General features: G+C 52.2%; 17 protein-coding genes. 2 read left to right on the forward strand and 15 right to left on the reverse strand.

Features of this window, described 5'->3' with window-relative positions:
• Positions 1-47: 47 nt before the first annotated feature.
• Positions 48-221: a DUF3094 family protein gene (locus ACL9RJ_RS12080; RefSeq protein WP_017123503.1), complete on the forward strand. Its 174-nt coding sequence runs from the start codon at positions 48-50 to the stop codon at positions 219-221.
• Between the two features lie 63 nt (positions 222-284).
• Positions 285-1,586 (forward strand): NAD(P)/FAD-dependent oxidoreductase, encoded by a 1,302-nt coding sequence (locus ACL9RJ_RS12085; protein ID WP_017123502.1) that lies wholly within the window; start codon positions 285-287, stop codon positions 1,584-1,586.
• Between the two features lie 62 nt (positions 1,587-1,648).
• On the opposite strand, the gene ACL9RJ_RS12090 is transcribed toward ACL9RJ_RS12085, so the two are convergent.
• The 15 genes from ACL9RJ_RS12090 to ACL9RJ_RS12160 form a co-directional block, all read right to left on the reverse strand.
• Positions 1,649-2,611 (reverse strand): UDP-glucose 4-epimerase family protein, encoded by a 963-nt coding sequence (locus ACL9RJ_RS12090; RefSeq protein ID WP_017123501.1) that lies wholly within the window; start codon positions 2,609-2,611, stop codon positions 1,649-1,651.
• Between the two features lie 7 nt (positions 2,612-2,618).
• A complete protein-coding gene (gene wecB / locus ACL9RJ_RS12095; protein ID WP_017123500.1) occupies positions 2,619-3,746 on the reverse strand; it encodes a non-hydrolyzing UDP-N-acetylglucosamine 2-epimerase in 1,128 nt (375 codons plus the stop codon).
• Positions 3,739-4,749, reverse strand: a complete 1,011-nt coding sequence (locus ACL9RJ_RS12100) for a polysaccharide biosynthesis protein (protein WP_017123499.1) — start codon at positions 4,747-4,749, stop codon at positions 3,739-3,741. Before ACL9RJ_RS12100 ends, wecB (ACL9RJ_RS12095) begins: the two co-directional genes overlap by 8 nt.
• A gap of 18 nt (positions 4,750-4,767) precedes the next feature.
• Positions 4,768-5,625, reverse strand: coding sequence for a dTDP-4-dehydrorhamnose reductase family protein (locus ACL9RJ_RS12105; RefSeq protein WP_042934394.1), 858 nt, complete (start codon positions 5,623-5,625; stop codon positions 4,768-4,770).
• A 281-nt stretch (positions 5,626-5,906) separates the two neighbouring features.
• Positions 5,907-7,118 (reverse strand): glycosyltransferase family 4 protein, encoded by a 1,212-nt coding sequence (locus ACL9RJ_RS12110; RefSeq protein ID WP_422765317.1) that lies wholly within the window; start codon positions 7,116-7,118, stop codon positions 5,907-5,909.
• A gap of 329 nt (positions 7,119-7,447) precedes the next feature.
• Positions 7,448-8,737 carry a glycosyltransferase gene (locus ACL9RJ_RS12115; RefSeq protein ID WP_083875235.1) on the reverse strand — a complete coding sequence of 430 codons (1,290 nt, stop codon included), beginning with the start codon at positions 8,735-8,737 and terminating at the stop codon, positions 7,448-7,450.
• A gap of 80 nt (positions 8,738-8,817) precedes the next feature.
• Positions 8,818-9,891, reverse strand: a complete 1,074-nt coding sequence (wecB, locus tag ACL9RJ_RS12120) for a non-hydrolyzing UDP-N-acetylglucosamine 2-epimerase (RefSeq protein WP_422765283.1) — start codon at positions 9,889-9,891, stop codon at positions 8,818-8,820.
• A gap of 389 nt (positions 9,892-10,280) precedes the next feature.
• On the reverse strand, positions 10,281-12,746 hold the full coding sequence (locus ACL9RJ_RS12125; protein ID WP_103032581.1) for a hypothetical protein: 2,466 nt from the start codon (positions 12,744-12,746) through the stop codon (positions 10,281-10,283).
• Positions 12,747-13,070: 324 nt separating this feature from the next.
• Positions 13,071-14,957: an asparagine synthase (glutamine-hydrolyzing) gene (gene asnB, locus ACL9RJ_RS12130; protein WP_103032582.1), complete on the reverse strand. Its 1,887-nt coding sequence runs from the start codon at positions 14,955-14,957 to the stop codon at positions 13,071-13,073.
• A gap of 51 nt (positions 14,958-15,008) precedes the next feature.
• A complete protein-coding gene (locus tag ACL9RJ_RS12135; protein WP_017123493.1) occupies positions 15,009-16,457 on the reverse strand; it encodes an oligosaccharide flippase family protein in 1,449 nt (482 codons plus the stop codon).
• Positions 16,450-17,778, reverse strand: coding sequence for a glycosyltransferase (locus tag ACL9RJ_RS12140; RefSeq protein ID WP_146049125.1), 1,329 nt, complete (start codon positions 17,776-17,778; stop codon positions 16,450-16,452). The genes ACL9RJ_RS12135 and ACL9RJ_RS12140 overlap by 8 nt, the downstream gene beginning before the upstream one ends.
• Before the next feature lie 13 nt (positions 17,779-17,791).
• Positions 17,792-18,307: an acyltransferase gene (locus ACL9RJ_RS12145; protein ID WP_422765284.1), complete on the reverse strand. Its 516-nt coding sequence runs from the start codon at positions 18,305-18,307 to the stop codon at positions 17,792-17,794.
• Positions 18,304-19,155: an NAD-dependent epimerase/dehydratase family protein gene (locus ACL9RJ_RS12150; RefSeq protein WP_422765285.1), complete on the reverse strand. Its 852-nt coding sequence runs from the start codon at positions 19,153-19,155 to the stop codon at positions 18,304-18,306. The genes ACL9RJ_RS12145 and ACL9RJ_RS12150 overlap by 4 nt, the downstream gene beginning before the upstream one ends.
• Positions 19,156-19,287: 132 nt before the next feature.
• Positions 19,288-20,259, reverse strand: a complete 972-nt coding sequence (locus ACL9RJ_RS12155; protein WP_422765286.1) for a dTDP-glucose 4,6-dehydratase — start codon at positions 20,257-20,259, stop codon at positions 19,288-19,290.
• Between the two features lie 2 nt (positions 20,260-20,261).
• Positions 20,262-21,218: a Gfo/Idh/MocA family protein gene (locus ACL9RJ_RS12160; RefSeq protein WP_017123488.1), complete on the reverse strand. Its 957-nt coding sequence runs from the start codon at positions 21,216-21,218 to the stop codon at positions 20,262-20,264.

Consider the following 21,218-nt stretch of genomic DNA (forward strand, 5'->3'; position numbering starts at 1 on the left):
CCTGTAGCGTTTACCTATCCAGTTACGTCTACCTGACGAGGCCTTTCATGAGCAGCCGCCTGAACCCGGACGACCAGAAGCATGTCGAACAGTACCTGCAGCTTTCCCAGCACCAAGTCGAGCGCCGGCCCTTCCGGCCGTGGATGCTCCTGGTGGTGGTGCTGGTCGTGGTGATCGGCCTGGGTCTGTTGAGCCGCCTCCTGAGTTATCTGGCGCTATGAGCTGCCTCGCGCTCGCCCGGATAACGCAAGCACAGATTTCCTTTAGCCTTGCGAGATATCCCCATGAACCATCGTATCGTGATCGTTGGCGGCGGCGCCGGCGGCCTGGAGTTGGCGACCCGCCTGGGCAAGACCCTGGGTAAGCGCGGCACGGCCAGCATCGTGCTGGTCGACGCGAACCTGACGCACATCTGGAAACCGTTGCTGCATGAAGTAGCCGCCGGTTCCCTGAACTCTTCGGAAGACGAACTCAATTATGTCGCCCAGGCGAAGTGGAACCACTTCGAGTTCCAGCTCGGGCGCATGAGTGGGCTCGATCGCGCCGGAAAAAAAATTCAGCTGGCCGCGACCTATGATGAAAACGGCGTGGAACTGCTACCGGCCCGCGAACTGGCCTATGACTCGCTGGTGATCTCCGTCGGCAGCACCACCAACGACTTCGGCACCCAAGGCGCCGCCCAGCACTGCCTGTTCCTCGACACCCGCAAGCAGGCCGAGCGCTTCCACCAGCAACTGCTCAATCACTACCTGCGCGCCCATGCCGGGAACATCGACGCGCCCGAGCAAATGATCAGCGTGGCCATCGTCGGCGCCGGCGCCACTGGCGTGGAACTCGCCGCCGAACTGCACAACGCGGCCCATGAGCTGGCGGCCTATGGCCTGGACCGGATCAAGCCGGAAAACATGCATATCACCCTGATCGAAGCTGGACCACGGGTGTTGCCCGCCCTGCCCGAGCGGATCGGCGGACCGGTGCACAAAACCCTGGAGAAACTCGGCGTCCGGGTCATGACCAACGCCTCGGTCAGCGAAGTGACCGCCGAAAGCCTGGTCACCGCGGATGGTCAGATCATTCCGGCGAGCCTCAAGGTCTGGGCGGCCGGGATCCGCGCGCCAGGTTTCCTCAAGGATATCGACGGCCTGGAAACCAACCGCATCAACCAGCTCCAGGTGCTGCCGACCCTGCAGACTACCCGCGACGAAAACATCTTCGCCTTTGGCGACTGCGCGGCCTGCCCGCAGCCCGGTAGCGACCGCAATGTGCCGCCGCGGGCACAGGCCGCGCACCAACAGGCGTCGTTGCTGGCCAAATCGCTGAAGCTGCGAATCGAAGGCAAGACCTTGCCGGAGTATCGTTATACCGACTACGGCTCGCTGATTTCGCTGTCGAAATTCTCCGCCGTCGGCAACCTGATGGGTAACCTGACGGGAAGCGTGATGCTGGAGGGTTGGCTGGCGCGGATGTTCTACGTGTCGTTGTACCGCATGCACCAGATGGCACTGTACGGCACCTTCCGCACCCTGATGCTGATGCTCGGCAGCCGGATCGGGCGGGGAACCGATCCGCGGTTGAAACTGCACTGACAGACTCTGTGCCCCCACGAACAGAGTGGGGGCACAGAACCTCGATCACAGCCCCTGGGCCATCACTTTCGATGCGCCAGAAAGTCTTTCGCGGCCTTCGCCAAAGCCGCATCCACGCCGAGTGGCGGCGACCACCCAAGCAGTATCCTGGTTTTCTCGATATCGACCGCCAGTGATCCACACAAGCGCTGGGACAGAGCCTTTTTTCCAAGCAGTCGCGCAACACCGCTCAACAGCCACATCGGTATCGGCAGCAGACAAGCCCGGCGGCCCAGTGCCTGTGCCATGCGCCGCAACAGCTGGCTGGTGGACAGATCCTCATTGTCGCTCACCAGGAAAACCTGGCCGGCAGCCGCCGGATGATGGATGCACGTCACAATCAGATCGACCAGGTTGTCTATGGCAACCAGGCTGCGCTTGTTGCTGATCGCGCCCAACGGCAGGGGGATCCCCTTGCTCAACCAGCTCATCATATTGCGGAAGTTCGCCTTCACCCCCGGTCCATAGACCAGTACGGGCCGAATGATCACGACCTCCATTCCGGTACGCGCCGCCAGGGCTTGCAAGCCCTGCTCGGCTTCCCATTTGGAAACACCGTAGGGATCCTGCGGGGCCGGCTGGTCACCTGCCGTATAAGGTCGCTGCGGCAACGTACCTTCACCGTTGACCTTGATGGAACTCAGATAGACGAAGCGTCGGGCCCCTGCCTCTGCCGCCTGCTCTGCGAGACGCAAGGTCCCCTCCACGTTCGCTCTCCGGAAAGCAGCCAGCGGATCAGCCTCAAGCTCATTCATGACATGCACGCGGGCGGCGCAGTGAACAACCACCTCGATGCCTTCCAGGGCCGCTTGCCAATCAGTATCCGGGGCCAGGCCCACAACCTCGCACACTTGAGCACCCGCTACCGGCTGCGCCGGCAACTTCCGGTAGGCAGAGCGCAGCATGAAGGACGGGTCACCCAGCAGACGGGCCTGGACCGCCGCGCCAACAAAACCGCTGGCGCCTGTCAGAAGGATTCGCGTCATAGTGTGTTCAGGCTTTGTTCCAGACGGTGCGATTGATGTAGTCGGTATAACTCAGCACCACCCGGACAACCTGCAGGGAAACCGGGCCACCTTGATAATCCGGCACCAACGGCACCTTGCGTTCGTCGCGGGAATGCTGACTGGTGACCACGCGCACCGCGTCCATCACCGAATCACGCTTCAAGCCGCTCATGATCAGCGTACCTTCATCCATGCCTTCAGGGCGCTCATGGGCATTGCGCAACGTGACAGCCGGCAGGTTCAGCAACGAAGCCTCTTCGGTAATCGTACCGCTGTCGGACAGCACGCAGAATGCCGACATCTGCAGCTTGATGTAATCCAGCAGGCCGAACGGTTTGACAAAGCGGATCAACGGATGATCGAGCGATTCGCCCAAGGCCTCCAGGCGCTTGCGCGTGCGCGGGTGTGTTGAAACGATCAGCGGGAAGCCATAGTGATCGGCCAGGGCCCGCAGGGTGTCCAGCAAGTCCCGAAGATTATCCGGGGTGTCGACGTTCTCCTCGCGGTGAGCGCTGACAATAAAGAACTTGTCCTGCTCCAGGCCGCTGCGGGCCAGGACATCGGACTGCTCGATCTTGGGCATGTAGTAGTCGAGGACTTCCTGCATGTGCGAGCCGGTCTTGATGATGGTTTCAGGACGAATACCCTCGGCGATCAGGTAACGACGCGCATGTTCGGTCAGCACCATGTTGATATCGCTGAGGTGATCCAGCACCTTGCGGTTCAGCTCCTCAGGCACTCGCTGGTCGAAGCAGCGGTTCCCCGCCTCCATATGGAACACCGGGATCTTGCGGCGCTTGGCGGCGATCACCGCCAGGCAGGTATTGGTGTCACCGTACAGCAGCAACGCATCGGGTTTTTCCAGCTCGAAGATTTCATCGGACTTGGCAATGACTTCGGCGATGGTCTTGGCAGCGGTATCGCCGGCCGCACCGAGGAAATGATCCGGCTTGCGGATCTCCAGGTCATCGAAAAAGACCTGGTTGAGTTCGTAGTCGTAATTCTGCCCGGAGTGCACCAGCACGTGATTGACCTGGCGATCCAGCTCGGCGATGACCCGGCTCATCTTGATCAGTTCGGGACGCGTGCCGACCAGCGTCATGACCTTAAGCATCGAGTTGCTCCTTGATGTAGTCGAGCTTGAGCAACAGTTCCTTGATTCCCGGTACGTCCAGGCGAACGGTATTGTGCGAGGTGTAGTCGTCCAGCTCGGAAATACGCTGCTCACCCTCGACAAAGTATTTCTTGTAGTTCAGGTCACGGTTATCCGCCGGAATCCGATAGTAGCGCCCCATGTCCTCGGCCTTGGCCATTTCCTCACGGGAAACCAGCGACTCATAGAGTTTCTCACCGTGGCGAGTACCAATCACCTTGACCTCATTACGCTTGCCGAACAGTTGCTTGAGTGCTTCGGCCAGGTCGCCGACAGTGGAGGCTGGGGCTTTCTGGACAAACAGATCCCCCTGCTGGCCGTGTTCGAAAGCGTGGAGAACCAGATCGACCGAGTCTTCGAGAGACATGAGGAAACGAGTCATTTCCGGATCGGTGACCGTCAGCACTTGACCTGAGCGAAGTTGATCGACGAACAATGGAATCACCGACCCCCGCGAGGCCATGACGTTGCCATAACGAGTAGCGCAGATAACAGGCCCCTTGGCCGGGATCATGCGCGACTTTGCAACCATCAGCTTCTCGGCCATCGCCTTGGAAATACCCATGGCATTGATCGGGTAGACCGCCTTGTCGGTGCTCAGCACCACTACTCGCTGCACCCCGCTGGCGATGGCGGCATTCAGCACATTCTCGGTGCCCAGTACGTTGGTACGGACCGCTTCCATCGGGTAGAACTCGCAGGAGGGGACCTGCTTCAGGGCGGCGGCGTGGAAGATGTAATCCACACCGACCATCGCCTGGGACAGGCTGTCGTAATCGCGTACATCGCCGATGTAGAACTTGATCTTGTCATTGGCCAGCGCGATACGCATGTCTTCCTGCTTCTTCTCATCGCGACTGAAGATGCGAATCTCGCGCACAGCGGTATTGAGAAAACGCTTGAGGACCGTATGGCCGAAAGAACCGGTGCCGCCGGTGATCATCAATACCTTGTCGTCGAACATGTAAACCTTCCGTATTCGTTAGCGAGTGGCGTGCATCAGCTCGATGAGCCGCGGCCAAGTTGGAGCGATGTATCCAGTGGCCTGGGTGAAGCGTTCGCTGTTGAGCGATCGATCGATCACCAATGCCGCATCTGGATGGATCTCGATGGACTTGCCATATTGGCTGGCAATCAGGGTCAACAGATCCAGTTTGGCAATCGGCTCGGCCGCCACATGATACAGGCCATTGAGCTCCGGGTGCGGCAGGACGAAGTCTTTCATGACCCGAGCCAGCTCGGCGGTGGGCAAGCCGGAGAAAATGGCCTGGGAAAAACCTCGGACGCTGCGCTCCTGTGCCAGGAACCAGTCCACCAGCGAATAAGTCGAACCCAACTCGTGCCCGATGATCGAGGTTCGCAGGGTAATCACATTGGGCAGGTCATGTACTTCGCCGATGTACTTGGACTTCCCGTAGAGATCTTCAGCGTCGGACAGATCGCTTTCCCGGTAACCCCCTTTACGACCCGAGAACACGCAATCGGTACTGACGTGAATCAGACGCGCGCCACCCAGGGCACAAAGCCGAGCCAGGCGATGCGGCAACATGGCGTTGATCGGCAACGCCGTCAGCGGATCTTCGGCATCGGCCAGTTGTTTGATCAGTCCGATACAGTTGATCACCACGTCCGGACGAACCTTGGCCAGGGCCGCGGCAAGTGCATCCTGATCCAGTACATCCACCCCGATCAGAATGCGCTCATGAGCAGACGCAGGAAAATGCCTGAGTGCTGCCGAAGTGCGCAGCGTCCCCCACACATCGTGCTGAGAATCCTGGCTGAATGCTTTGAATACCGCATTACCGAGCATCCCGGTAATACCCAACACTAATATCTTCATGGTGCCACTCAGATCCAAACCTTGAATTAATCCAGCTCACTGCGTAGTGGGGTCATCGTCCTGATTTGACCAGGCCGCTCTACACACATCGGCACAAAACTGATATTTCCAGAAAAAAAACGTCTAGGGCGGCCATATTGTCCAGCAACAGACGAAAAATAGCACTTGCCGAAAGAGCACCGACAAACGAAACAGGCTACAGGCTCATTGAAACTGCAAGCGTGGAAACAGAGGCGATAGTCACCGACGAAGAAGACTCCTGGCAGACTGAACCGCGAGAGTCAGCCCTTCAGCAACTCCACCAAACGAGCGGTCTGTCGGCCCATTTCAAAATGCCGATCGAAATAATCACGCCCGGAACGCCCCATTGCATCTCTTTCAGCGTCATCAAGATCGTGCATCTTACGGATAGTGGCAACCAGTGGCAGTACCTGCTCTGCAGGAGAGGACAGACCGGCGCCAGCTTCCTCGACAATCCGCGCCCCCTCGCCGTTCAAGCAAGCAATGATAGGCCTTCCAGCAGCCAGGTAAGACTGGATCTTGCTTGGAATGGTCTGTGCAAAAATGCGCTCATCGTTGAGAGAAACCAACAACGCGGACGACCGTGCGAAGATGCCAGGCATCGCCTCGACAGGAAAACGGCCAGGTAAGACAAGGTTGTCCAGTCCGTGAGCCTGTTTCTGCTCCCTGAGCCAATCCAGCCTGCTACCACTGCCCACCAACACCAAACAGATATCTTTGTCATCACGTAGTTGCATTGCAGCCTGCAAGAGCGTACCCAGCGCCTGGGCAGTGCCGAGATTGCCAGCAAACACGACGCAAAAACGACTCTCCAGCACCGCAGATAACTCACAGGGAACGGGTACCGTGACCTTCGGCGTGTGAACATCCACAGAGTTGGGGTAATAGACGATCTTGTTCCTGGACGCGTAGCCAGCGACAGGTTCGATAAAGGCATGAGACTGGACCAGCAACTGGTCGCAAGCGGCATAAATCCCCCTGACCATCCAACCGACCCCCCTTAGCAGATGGCGGTTTTTTACGAACCCGGTTGCCGCCAGACTCTCAGGCCAAAGATCCTGCACCCACAGGGCAAGATGCGCCTTTTTCAACCATTTGAGCGCTATCGCGGGAATAGCCTGGGTGATAGGTGACGGGGCAAAAACCAGAATCGCATCGAACTCTCGCTTTCGTAGCAGCCAAGGAAAAAAAAGCAGCCCGGTAATAACAAATGAAAGATAGTTCAGAAGCATATTCATCGCGCCTCCCTCACCTCGCGGCCAGAGGGGTACTCTCAAGACATCGACAGTCTCCAGAAAGCGATCATGCTGACACCCCCATGCCCGAAACCCAGGGAATATCTTGCCATCCGGATAGTTTGGTTTTCCGGTAGCAACAACCACCTCGTGTCCCTGGGCAACAAGGGTGCGCACTATATCATTGATAATGAAGCTTTCAGGACTGAAATATTGAGAGAAAATTAATAGCTTCAAAAAATTCACATTTTATCTATTAAGTTGAAATGAGCCGTTGGACTTAAGGCTCATCTAGAACAAGCTCGCATTTTGGCAGTGACCACGCTCCCCCGGCAAGGCGTCACGTCTCAGCACGCATGGAGAAAGGCAAGAGCGCCGCAAGCCTGAACTGCGACTGAAATCGCCTCCCTCCCATGCACCAGAACCTCCGGAAAAACCACTACCGGAGACATTTCGCCCCATACTGCAACCGTAGACTCCCGCAAGGTATACAAAGGCCTCGACAGCGTAACATTGCCCCCCAGAACACGCAGCACATCTCGAAACCTGGCAGGCTTATGGGACACCTATCGCAAACCACCCTTGACGACGGAATCGATGAGGTCCGCATATTGAAGAGCTTGAGCCTGACGCGACAACCCTTGGGAAAATTCCGAAAAATTGTCTTCTTGACGAGTATAAAACTCCGCGCGATTTAGAGCTTGTAGGAAAAAATCCTCACTATCTCCAACAATATTCCCACCACCTGCACGATGTAGCAGGGAGCCCGCCAAGGTTTCCGGAGAAATATCCGCAAGTACAGGACGCCCGGAACCTATATACTCGAAAAGTTTAGTGGTCAATATACCTTGCGCACTCAAAGAAGCTTTAGACGAAGTCTCGGCAAATAGAAGGTAATCCGACTCGACAGTCAGTTGCAGCGAATCAATGTAAGGAACCGCCGAATTGAATTTGAAAGCAGGAATAATAGATGGATAATTTTTATCCAAAGCCTCCCGCACAAGATCCGAACCACCATAGTACTCAACACTGATGCTTTCAAATCGAGAAACATTCTCTTCTTTCAAACGAACAAGTGCCTTCATGAAATTATGCGGAATTCGACCAGGATAGACGAACCCCATATAGCGGATCCTCGTCTTCTCTGCCGGCCGAGAAACAATCCTCGTACGAGCAAGCTCAAGAACCTGATGATCATATCCATTCATGATTACCGAAACTTCAGGAGCCATTTCTTTATAGTAAGAGGCCATCGGCTCGGAAATAGTAACTACATGATCAGCATTACGAACCAACCATCGATCAATGCGACGCTCTAACCACTTGGCTATTTTCCCTCCCGGCATGCCATGGCATTCGCTAAACTGATCTCTATAATCCAGAATACAAGGAATATTAAATCGCTTCTTACAAAGAACGGCAGCCAGAAGCACCGACCATGGCGGCGAAGACCCTATGACCACATCCGCAGCAGCCAAAGCCCGGCATGCATGCTTGTCCAGCAGAGGGCTTATAAATGAAATGGCGAAAAACAATCTCGGGTCAGGAATTTGTCCAAAATAGCGCTGCACAAGGCTTTTGATCCGTGAGCGCCACGAATATTTTTCCACGGGCATGGGCACAGAGGAGATATCAGCCGAACTCGACAGCGAACGCCGGCCAAAACTATCGAGTTCAATAACATCGACACCACTCGGAAGAGCCTCTGTGAACTTACCATCAGCAGAAGTTTTCCTCGTAGTAACGACTGTAACCGCGTGACCTGCCGCTGCCAAATACTTTGAGATAGCCTCAACTCGTTTCGCACCTGCACTATTAACAGGTGGAAAATAATGTACAACAAAAACTATTTTCATCTACGGCAGCCATTCCTCAATAGGAAGCAGATTCTTTGATACCATCACTCTAATGACCCCTCTGAAGCCTTGTCAACGGATCATTTGACCACAGTATTTTCCAGCAGGCCCTGGACAATCTTGAGCGCAGAATGCCCATCACCATAGATGGCAATATTGAATTCCGAACCATTGCTCGCGCGTATGGCCTTATCGATCAGATCAGGATTTGCACCAGTAAGAGTATTGAACCCACCTTCAACCAGTTCAACCCACTCGGTTTCATCCCTCAATGTAACACAAGGCTTACCGTGGAAATAAGCCTCTTTTTGCACACCTCCGGAATCGGTAGCAATCAACCTGCAGTTCGCCTCCAGCCAGTTCATCTCGAGATAACCTACCGGTTCCACTACGTGAATATTTTCTGGAAGTTTTATATTCAACCGCTCGAGTTTATTACGAGTACGTGGATGCAAGGGCAAAATGATAGGACTGCCAGACCTCTCCAACCCGTCAATAATGCCCTGCATACGCTCGACAGAGTCTGTATTTTCAGCTCGATGAACAGTACAAAGCACAAAACTCTCGGCGAGGGAGAGTTCATCAAACCAATCCGGCTTACGTGAAAACCCATTATAATAATGAGTAGCATCACACATGACATCGCCTACAACGTGAATTTTACTGAGAGAAATTCCTTCTTCCTGCAAATTCTTTAGCGCGGTGGCCGTTGGCACAAACAAAATACTAGAAACATGATCTGTCAATACACGGTTGATTTCTTCCGGCATCCGTCGATTGAACGAACGGAGTCCAGCTTCAACGTGAGCCACCGGAATATGCAGCTTGGCAGCCGCCAATGCCCCCGCAAGCGTGCTATCGGTATCACCATATACCAAAACCCAATCCGGCCGGATCTTCAACATCAAGCCTTCGAGCTTTTCAAGCATCCGCCCCGTATTCTCGCCATGACTACCGCCACCAACACCAAGATTGTAATCCGGCCGGGGAATATTCAGCTCCTCAAAGAAAATCTCAGACATATTGGCATCGTAGTGCTGACCTGTATGCACGAGAACTTCTGTTATTTCCGCAGGAAACTCTGAAAAAGCACGAGAAACAACTGCAGCCTTAATAAATTGTGGACGCGCACCAACAATCGACAACACCTTCATGACAATCCGCCCTTAAAAAACATAAAACACGAAGAAACCCGTATAAAAATCATCTGAAGATCCAGCGTGTTACGACAAATCTGCAACACGCCCCCAGCTTCTTTACCTAAAATTCAAAAGCTGACATTTTACTCCAGACACCACAAAAAGTCACTTCACCTGAAAAAGTCTGACCTTTTCATCTGATGGAGTACTGCCAAAGTATTTGCATAGCGTCCACCCGGGATAATAGACAGGCGCTATAAAAACCGATGCATGCTGACATCACATAAATTCAAACCCTAAAAAAGCACACAAAAAAAAATCCAACAACATACTTATCGACATGACAATACCCCGATAAAGCCATACGGCGTTTAAACAGCGCGTTTAAAATTCAAGACGAAAGATCAAAGGGAGTCCCTTTTTTCGTTTTTTAGACCAATGAAGGCAGAAAGCAGAACCCCCCAAAGGAAGAAGGTCATGATCCCAGGGTAAGGCTGCCGCATCCCTACCTTCAGCATATTATCCGCAAGCAGCAGGAAAAGAACCACTCCCGTCAACCCGAACAACTGAGGAGAGGCACAGATCTTAAACATATTTCGTATCGAAAAATACACAGTAAACACGATCAAACAGAGCAGAGGCAAGATCGCCAGAAAGCCAAAATTATAAACGAAATCCATGTAATAGTTATGAGCACTGGGAAACTCCTTCCTATCCGGCGCCTCCACATGCCCTAACCAGAACGAACTAAAACTATCAAATATTCCAGACAGATAATATTGCCAGTATATCATTCGTTCTGTCCGATTATTAAGCCCATCCACAGGCGCTCTACCATCAAACAAATCATACCCCAGCTTCCCGGCAAGAAACTGAGGATTCACAAACAAAGCAACCCCCAGATAAACACTCAAGGCAACAATCAGAAATACGATAAATCCATGCCAACGATATTTTCGAAAAAACAGATTCCGAAGAAAATAAGCCAGCGCTCCTATTACCATCAAGCCACAAGCAAGCATTGAAACCGAAAATGAAACGTACCCTCCCATAATAGCCGACAATACGACCAAACCGCGCCGATAGACGCGCGCCTCCTCAGACAGAGAGAACAGTGCGATTATGAAGCCCCCCGCAAAAATCACTGGCACATACTGCAAGTGTTGGTAGATACCAAAAACGTAGACCGATGGTGAAAGGAATAAAAGCCCCTGGGTAATCGTAGACATAATCTCCAAAGGAACAACAATCAGCAATATCAAAAATAGTACCTTGGACATACGCAGAACAGCTTTCTTTCTTAGTCCGTATTGCTGCCCAAGCGCCAGCGCGAATACTGGAAGAATATATTGCACAAGCAAAACCAGCTTTGCCTGAACTACAGCACCATGGATTTTTGCCAAAAGCAGACTTGCAAACAACATTCCCAGAAAAAGAAAAAAAACTGTAATCAGCGCCAAACGTGCCCGCGAATACTCGCCAAATATGACAATACCCGCATAGCATGCCAAAACAGATACCGGAATAGGTAGCAACGTTAACTGTCCACCACTGGAGAAATATTCGCCCCCCTGATATATCCCTCCGGAAAGCTGAAAAAATAATGGAAAAAACAATAAGAACGCGACGCCCTGTAGCACCCACCGCTCAGTCAAACCTGAACTCTTGAAGTAAAAAAATCCCCCCCTCTCACTAAAGTAAAAAACCAACGACAGCATGGCACTCAGCAAATAAAGTATAGCCAACGAAGAGACACCGACACCATAATAAAGGAACGGTATACAACCGACCAACAGAATATTAGCCAAAAGATCGGAGCCAAAAACATCGCCCTTCGTCCTTCCCTGCAAAAGCCGTAGGCGAGTCTCCTGAGCTTTTACCATGACACCTCCCCCCATAAGCGAGAAGCCTACCGCATACCAAAACAGAAGATCCTTTCCCGCCCATAACAACATCCCCGGCCAGAGCAATGCAAACCCTACGACCAAAAGACCAACAACCAGTGAAAAACAAACTAATAAATTTACCAATCGCGATAATATTCGACTGGTATTTCTGGAGTGCTCCTGGCTATATGCCAGGGTCGGACCCAATGCTTGAGAAAACACCGCCCCAAGTATACCCCCAATAGCAAAGGCCGAAAAAAGATCCCCCGCAACCTGCCGACCTGCCAGCAGGACAATAAAAAGTCTGAAGACATAAACCGAAACGCCAATTACAGCAGTCGAACCAAAGTGCGGCAGTAAGAATTTCAAGCTTCGCTCTTTATAGAGAGGGCTCTTGAATGCCGCCGTAAACATGCTCGGACGAATGCACCAACAGAGTGGCGATACAGCCCATATGGCCAGGACCCAGTAGCCAATAGTCATTTCGAAAGAAAGACTTACCAGAACCAAAAGCCCGCAGAGCCCTTGAGTAACGAAGGAACGAAACGCCTGCTGGAAACGATTCTCGTACTCCTGCTCACAGAGAAATACCTCCGCCAGCCACTCACATGCACGACGTGCAACCAACAGCAGGACCATCAACCAGCCGGATGCCACCAAGCCAATGCTGAGCATAAAAGCCAGCGCACAGAGCGGGAGCAGGAGAAAACAGCGCAATCGTAATATATATGCGCTCTCTACCTGTTTATTTCCGCTCAGAATCAGACTACGGGCGTTTCCGGAAAATGAATAGAAAAGTGCCACTGTTGCGCCATGAACCACACCGAAATCCGCAGCCAGTTCAGGCTTGCCAAACAGACTCAGCCCGATCATCACTAACATTACGGCAAATGTGTTGACCATGAATGCGGCCGGAAAGATAAATAAATTCTTCATTGTGTTCTCACTCAAAATACCCATCCATGAGATATCGGCACCGGACATTTCGAAAGCATCAATCGAAATTCGGATCAATATTCTATTTTAAATAGACGCCACACACTGAAAAACTGTTTGTTATCAATATGTTAGCCAGAAACACGAGACAAAATTCATTTTTTGTCCCTCTTTAGCAAAGCCTCGATCACAAAATCTTAAAGCCCCTCCTAAAATAGCCTTATAACATCACATGATGATGTTCTTTTGACATTACAAAAAAAACGCTCAATCATGCCCCTCCCGAATTGTATATCGGACCGAAGCATGTGAGCGTTTTTTATCGAGCCGTCCTTTTACTCTGAAACAGATTTAAGTCCCTTCACTCCACCATCACGAAAGAAAGTGGCTGTGCCAGCGGCAAAAATTGACCCACCGCCACACCTGCCAGGAGAAAGGTTTCTTGCCAGTGATGATCAGTTCGAACTCACGCAACACTTCGGCCTGATCAAAAAATGGTAGTTTCAGATCAGCTCGCAACCAGTTCCGAATCGTATCAGCCATAGATGTCAACCAAACCTGCTCAGGAGTGGAGAAACCAATCTTGTCACGGCGATCCAAAATATCGTCCGGCACGATACCCCGCATCGCGGCACGAAACACCGATTTTGTCTCACCCTTGGGAGAGATCAGGTAAGACTCCGGCAACGAGAGCAGAAGATCCACCATATCCAAAGTAAGGAAAGGCACCCTGCTTTCAACAGAGAAACGCATGGAGTTGCGATCCCCCTGGCGTAGCAACGCAGGCAAGCCACGTCGCGTCAGCGAAAGCGCCAACTCGGCCATCACACGCCTGCCGGACGCCGTCACATCGGAGCGCTGTAGTGGATAACGCTGGATGATATTCCGCTCGGCAAGCGGCTCCCGCTTGATCCAGGCAGGTAGCGCACTCATGCCATTCAACGAGCGCAATGCCTGATTCAGTGCCCCCTGGGTCATTTCAGCCACACATCGTTTGGCGCCTCCCATCCGGCTACGCCCAGGCCACTTGGACCATTCATCAAGGAAACTCCAGGCCTCGGACAAACGCCCCTTTTCAATCAGACTTCGTAGACGCTGCCCGGGATACCCGCTGTAACCGGCCAGCATCTCATCGGCCCCCTGACCATCCAGAGTAACCGTAACCCCCTGTTCCTTGGCCAACTGAAACACCCGGTACTGAGCATAAATGCTCGTACTACCGAAAGGCTCTCCTTGTGCCAGGATCATGGAGTCCAGATCCCGAGCCAGTTCATCAGCGCTAACGACCATTTTATGGGCAGTGGCACCGACATGGTCATTGACTCGATCAACCCACATCTCTTCACTTACATCACTGCCCCGAGCGATATAGCTGAACGTATTGATCGGCAAGTCAGGCTCAACCTGACGCATGGCGCATACGACAGCAGATGAATCAATCCCCCCTGACAGCGCAGCTCCAAGCGGCACGTCACTACGCAGGTGCAAACGAATATTCTGCAGAAAGCGTTCCCTGACGAGCTCCGTGGCCTCGGGAAAACTCAGATCCAGACGCTCCGTAATGGAGGGTACCCACCAACGCTGCGGGATGCTGATCGAGCCTGTCCCAAGATCGACGGACATCAGATGTCCAGGTAGGAGATTCGAAACCCCCTCGAAAAAAGTCCCCGGACCGCTGTCATAATCGCCGTGGATCAGGTAGTCATAGGAACGCTGCCAATCCAGTGTCACTGCTTCCCGCTTCAGCGCCTTGATCGCCGCAACCTCCGAAGCGAACAAGAATGCCCCCTGCTCCTGGGTGTAGAAGAAGGGCTTGATGCCAAAGGCATCACGCACAGCGGTCAAGGTCGCAGTACTCCGGTCGAGCACCACAAATGCGAACATGCCAGTCAACCGTGGCAGGCAGGCCCTGCCCCACTGTCGCCATGCGATCAGCAATACTTCGGTGTCAGATTCGGAAACAAAGTCGTGTCCGAGTGATCGGAGTTCCTCACGCAGTTCCCGATAGTTGTATATCTCGCCGTTGAAAACAATCGACAGCGCCCCATCAGCCGTATGCATCGGCTGGTGTCCTGCCGATGACAGATCGATGATCGACAAGCGTGTATGTCCCAGGCCGGCGACGGCGCCCGCGATATCAAACAGTTCGTACCCCTGGTCATTCGGGCCCCGTAGACGCATCGCGCCAAGTGCCCCTGCCAGACTGGCATCCACCAAGGATGACCTAGCTGGCCACCATCCCCCTGCAATACCGCACATGACTATCCAATCTCCAGAAACAAGGCCAGGCCCGCCGAATCACACATTAGACTACCGACCAATACGCCGCCGAATCTGAGTCAGCAGCGCACGAATATCCGCAAGTGGCAGTAGACCACCCGCTACTACAACGATTGACAGAGCTACCAACAGCAGTGCTTTCAACACCAGGGTCAAAGGCAAGTAAAGATCCAGTCGATCCAGCTGCGCGTTCACCAACGCACAGACAATGAAGGCTGCGACGCCTAGCAAACAGGCACGCCAGTTATAAGGAATCCGATAGAGGCGCTGGCTGATCAATAACCAGGCCAGGAAAAAGACCATCGCCGCCAGGAGTGTTGCCAGTGCGGCACCAAACACGCCCCACGATGGAACCAACAACCAGTTACCGACAGCACTAACCGTCGCAGATAGCAACGTGACCCAAAGTTGCCAGATAGTTTTCTTACGGATGGCAATACCTGGTGCGAAGATATACATCTGCGACAAAAGCAGAGCAGGTGCCAGAAAGACAACCAATGACGCGCCCGCGAAGTATCCCGCTGTCGCGAAAACAGCCAGGAGCTCACGAGCAAACACGGCAAGAAACAAGCAACCAGCCAGCGCCACGGCCGCAAACCAACCAAATAGACGGGCAATCTGGGCTGGAGTTTCCGGCTCTCGATAATGCTGGTAGACCAGCGGCGTCAGTGCCGCCTGAATACCGAGAATCAACAACGCTGAAAGACCTGCGATACGACTCCCTATGCCGAACAAGCCCACATCTTCCAGCGAGCCAAAATGGACCAGTGCCACACGATTTATGTATAGGCTGACAAACACGGCCAGTCCTGCCGGGACCAATGGTACCGAGAACTTCAGCATCGCCAGCAACTTGTGGACATCAAAGGAAAAGCCGAAGGTCGTGCGCAAAAGCCAGAGGCTGATCAGTGCCGAACACAAAGCGGCTAACAACTGACCAAGCATCACCCCTTCCAGTCCCTTACCAAGCAATAGGCAGAAGACCATGGCAAAGCCGAGCGTCATCAATGCGTAGCAGAAACTGACCACTGCATAGGCCTTGCTGCGCAGTTCCCAGCGAAACTGGTTGAGTAACAGGTAATAAATGCCATTGATAGCGATGAAACCCAAACCTAGACGAAAAACACCGAGGTAGGCCTCATTACCGAGAAGCAACAGATTCAATTGTGATGACGCCAGCATGCTAGCCAGGAAAAATGCGCCATACATGCTCAAGGTGAACCAGAAGGTGGTGCTGGCAAGTTCACGTCGCTCTGCCTGTTTTTCAGTATCACCCCAATAACGCGCCAGTCCCTGCGACACCTCCAGTGCAACGGAGAGGTTCACAAGGGCACCAAAGGTGACAAGCAAGTCGAAAGCACCGTAATCGCCAGTCGAGAGCACTCGGGTATAAAGCGGCAATAAAAAAATAGCCAGCCCCTTGGACAAAACCGAGGCCAAGCCATAAATCAGACTGTCCCGCAAAATAGCCTTAAGCATTAAGGGCCGGTTCCTCGCCAGAGGCCAGGTCGAGTAACGCCCGCTCCAGAGCCGGCTTGTCCTCAACCCCCAAGGCTTCAGTACCACAGTGTTCAACCAAGCCTTTTACGAGAAAACGTATATGGGAGATATGGGCACCACAACCACCGATATAATCGATCCTCGCAGGATCAAACCACCATTCGACGCGTGGAGTCCCATCAAGAAGGTCAAGATAACGCCTGGCAACTGCTGCACATGACCAGTGTTCCTGTACGAAACTCTGTGCTTGTTGTCCCAACGCTACCCGCAACTCCACATCGCAAACCAACCTCTCAATTGCAGATTCCAGGTCCCCCGGGAGCACATATACACTTATCGGCATATCTTCGGTACGGATATAACGGGAAACACTGTGTGCCATATAGCCAGAGACGACACAAGGCTTTCCGAAACGAGCCGCCTCAGAGCCAAAAACCGCGAGCGGAATATCTGAATAGAGCTGATCAACAACAAAGTCACAATTCACCAGTTGCTTTAACACCTCCTGATTGCTGACACCATGAAGCTTGATGAACTCAATAGGATAGCCTCGGGCAATCAGTCCATCAATAACCTCACATATCCTCTGACTTCCCTTGGCCACAGGGCTTGATGGGCTGTGCACAATCCTTACCTTTGGTGCCCCCCCCTCCCCGCCCTCAACTACATTGGGGACGTCAAAAGCAGCAGGAACCCCCATGGAAAACCAATTAATAAAAGGTCGCCCATGGAAATGGGCGCTACTCGGCGAACTAACAATGTAATCAGCGTAACGCTCAAACATTGCGATACGTTTTTTCTGCCTCTTTACAAGTCCCGCCATTTTATAAAAACCTGGCCTATCTAGTACTTTTGACGAGACAAAACCATCCATATACGGAGGACGAAAATCACTACCAACATTAATAAAAACAATCTTCCGCCCAAAAGCTCTGAGTAAAAATAACTCAAAATTCGAGTCAGTAAGCGTACGGCCATAGAGAAAAAAATAAGCGTCGTAAAGAAAAATGGACCGAAAAAAAATCAGCCAACTCCATGCCTTATGCAGAAATACGTAGAATATCTTTCTTAGTAACTGCTTTCTCGTTGTAGAGGCACGGCGCGCACCAATCATTTGCCAAATGCGTGTTAACCATGAATCACGCGCCCCTCCATAGGAGAACATGTGCCGACTCTCCAATACAATATCTGCCGTCACACCGTTTTCCGCAAACCCCTTGGCCAATCCCTTGGCAATACCGGCAATCTCTACCGGCCCTATCAAAATTCTCACACCCCACCCGAGATGAGACTTGAGCAAGAGAACATCGAAATCACCTTTTGCGAATTAGTTTAGCCGGCACACCGGCAACGATAGAGTACTCTGGAAAGCTTTTGGTCAGGACGGCACCCGCTCCCACCTTACTTCCCTTACTCACTGTCACGCCATTCATGATGATGGCGCCAATACCGACATTCACATCTTCTTCAATGATAATTTTTGCAAAACTCAAGCTCTGAAACATAATAGGCACATCACGCCCGATATCTTCATGATAGGCCGCATGGATTTTTACACCGGGCCCAATGCCGACGCAATCACCGATTTCTATGCCACCAGCACCATGAATAAAACAACCCTGCCCAATCCAAACATTATTCCCTATAATGATTCTATCCTTGTAATACCCCTTCAGAATCGTATCATGACCGATATATACATTATCTCCGAGCTCAATATTTTCCGGATGAAAAACGCGAACACCATCCTCAATAATTACATTATTCCCAACACGCGCAAACTTGCTCAGATCAGGAGTGCCGGGTCCTTCGGATCGATATGCTTTCATTGATCACCTTGCATACTTTCGATTAATCGACGCAGTCCGAGATCTAGAGAGACCGAACTCCGCCCGTTACAATACATGCTGGATTTAGCCCCTTCCGTCTCACGAAAGACTGGATCAACACCTAGAATCCGCCCAATCAGCAGCGCAACATCCCGGATACTAACAATCTCACTTCCACCAAGCAGATGGACACCCTCTACACTTCCGAGCGTCAAAGCCAATAGTTCATCACAAAGATCATCGATGTGGAGTGGATTAATAAGTGGGCACGAGGAATGGATGGAGATATCAATGGGCTCGCGGTTCAGCACACGACCGACTAATCGTGGCATCAGGCGTTCTTGTGCCTGACCTTCACCATAGGGGTAATATAAACGAGCAACTGCGGATGCCCCTCGATAATGCAAACGAACGACCTCATCCGCGAGGAACTTGCTCAAGGCATAATCACCAACCGGAGCCGCCGGGCTATCGAACAATGCCGGGGAGTCCATATAACCATATACGGCCCCACTGGACAAATGCAACAAATAGGGAGGTTTCGCTCGCTCATTTAACTCAGTACAAAGGTTGATAACACCCTGCACGTTTACGGAAAATAGCTTTTCTTTATCCGTACCAACATAAGCGGCGCAATTAACTATTGCATCATGATCTTCGAGACATGCAAGCGATTCTAGTTTAACAAGGTCAATATCACTGCGCCCGTAGGCACGGACCCGGAACCCCTCGGTAGTAAGTCTCGAGGCCAAGTTTCTACCGACAAACCCATTGGCCCCTACGATTCCAACATTCACATTAAGTACCTGAAAAAATGGATAGTCGTAATCTTCCTCTAAGCCATTCAAGCTACTCGACAACACCAACCATATCAATCAGCGCTCTCAAGCCCAGAAACTAGCGCACCACTCTAAAACCAGCCCTGGCTTGAAAAGCGCTTCAAAGACGAAGGAGATCAAATCATAATTTTGCAGTACTGATCACTCCCCCTTAGGGATTCGCTGCTTGTACCAAGCAAGAGTATCCGCCAACCCTTTATCAAAGGGAGTAAGAGAATACTGGATCAGTGCCTTGACCTTTTCATTGCTGGCGTTATGGCAGAGTACATCTGAATGGCGGGCCGGCTTTCGCAGGATTTCACCACTATAATCGAACGATTCGCAGATACGCTCAATCAATTCTGAGATCGAAATCTGATTATCCGTAGAGATATTAACCGTCTCGCCCGATGGCTGAACTGAATAGAGCTTCACAACCGCATCTACAGTATCTTGCACATAAATAAAGTCACGACTCTGGCTACCTTCACCATGAATCTCTGGTGTACCACCGGTCAATAGGCGCATCGCGGTGATCGGTATCACGCCTGCGAGCATGCCCTTATAATTCTGCCGAGGCCCGTAGTTATTGAATGGCCGAACGATAAAGGCATCCAGTCCGAACATACGCACATAACTTTCCACTGCCAGATCCGCAGCAGCTTTGCCAGCAGCATAAGTAGTTGTCGGGTTACGCGGATGAGCCTCATCCATTGGCTCATATACGGCAGAGCCATAGACTTCCGAAGTTGAGAAATGACAGAGCGTCTTGAACAAGCCACGGCGCTGTAGCTCTAAAAGATTGAGCGTGACACGCACATTGGTATCGAAAGCGTTGGCTGGATTCAGGAAGGAGTAGTTCAACGCTTTGGTCGCGCAGTTGAATACGATATCGATCGAATGATCGGAAAAAATGTACTCAAGGCTGGTGTTGAGCTCCGCATCGTCGCGATAGAAAGTGACTTTGCCGGTCACTATCGCCTCCTTCAGGTTATCCTCGGAACCAACGAACAGATTGTCGATCACAACAACATGAGCAGCTCCTTCAAGCAATAGTTTGTCCACCAGATGACTGCCAATAAAACCAGCACCACCAGTGACAAGAATCGTCTTGCCCTGCAAATTATCACGCATCGTCATACCTGCACCGCCGCTTGAATCACCGCACAAATCTTCATAGCCTCAACCCCGGCATCGACCCCCGGCACATTCACCAAAGACGCTTGCCGGCAACTGGCCACGAAAGCCTGCAATTCAGACAGCAGAGCCTCCTGAGGAGGAACCGCAACCGCCTCTTGAATCGCCGAGATAGTGTAGGGCAATACATCGCCCTGCTTGGTCTCCGACTGGCGATTGATGATGATCTCCTTACGCAACAGATCGCAATCAACGAACATATCCGTACAGGTGGCTTCAATCTGTCGCTTTTTCTTGTCGGTCACGCGGCTTGCTTGGATTCTCGAAAACTGACCATTTTCATGAGTAATCAATGCAGAAGCAAAATCGATCATACTGCCGTGGGCGAATCCGTGGGCTACCACCGATTTTGCCGGGCCGTTAAGGAAAAGCGCCAAATCAATGTCGTGGATCATCAGGTCCGTGACGACATCAACATCGGTAATACGCGAGCTCACCTTGTTGGTGCGGGTGAAATCGACACTGATGACCTGCTCACTCTTCTCCAGCACCACCTTCAGCGCTTGTACTGCCGGATTGAAACGCTCGATGAAACCGACCTGGATATTCAGTCCCTTCTCCTTGGCGAAAGTCGCAATATCACGACACTCATCCAAGGTAGCGGCAAGCGGCTTTTCAACGAAAATGTTCTTCACTTGACTGGCCGCCAGGCGAATGTAATCCGCATGGGTCACGGTCGGTGTGCAAATCACTACCGCATCGACATTCGCAAGCAGTGGAGTCGGATCGATTACTCCGGGCACACTGTGCACTGCACCTGCACGAGCGGCTACAGCCGCATCGGCATCAGAGACGAAAGCCAGCTCCACACCCTTGAGCATAGACAGCACTCGCAAGTGATTACGGCCCATATTCCCAAGACCGATCAGGCCTACCTTGAGCACTTCTTCACGCAT

Origin of the sequence: Pseudomonas sp. Mn2068 (assembly GCF_049319725.1) — a bacterium.
GTDB lineage: Bacteria > Pseudomonadota > Gammaproteobacteria > Pseudomonadales > Pseudomonadaceae > Aquipseudomonas > Aquipseudomonas gingeri.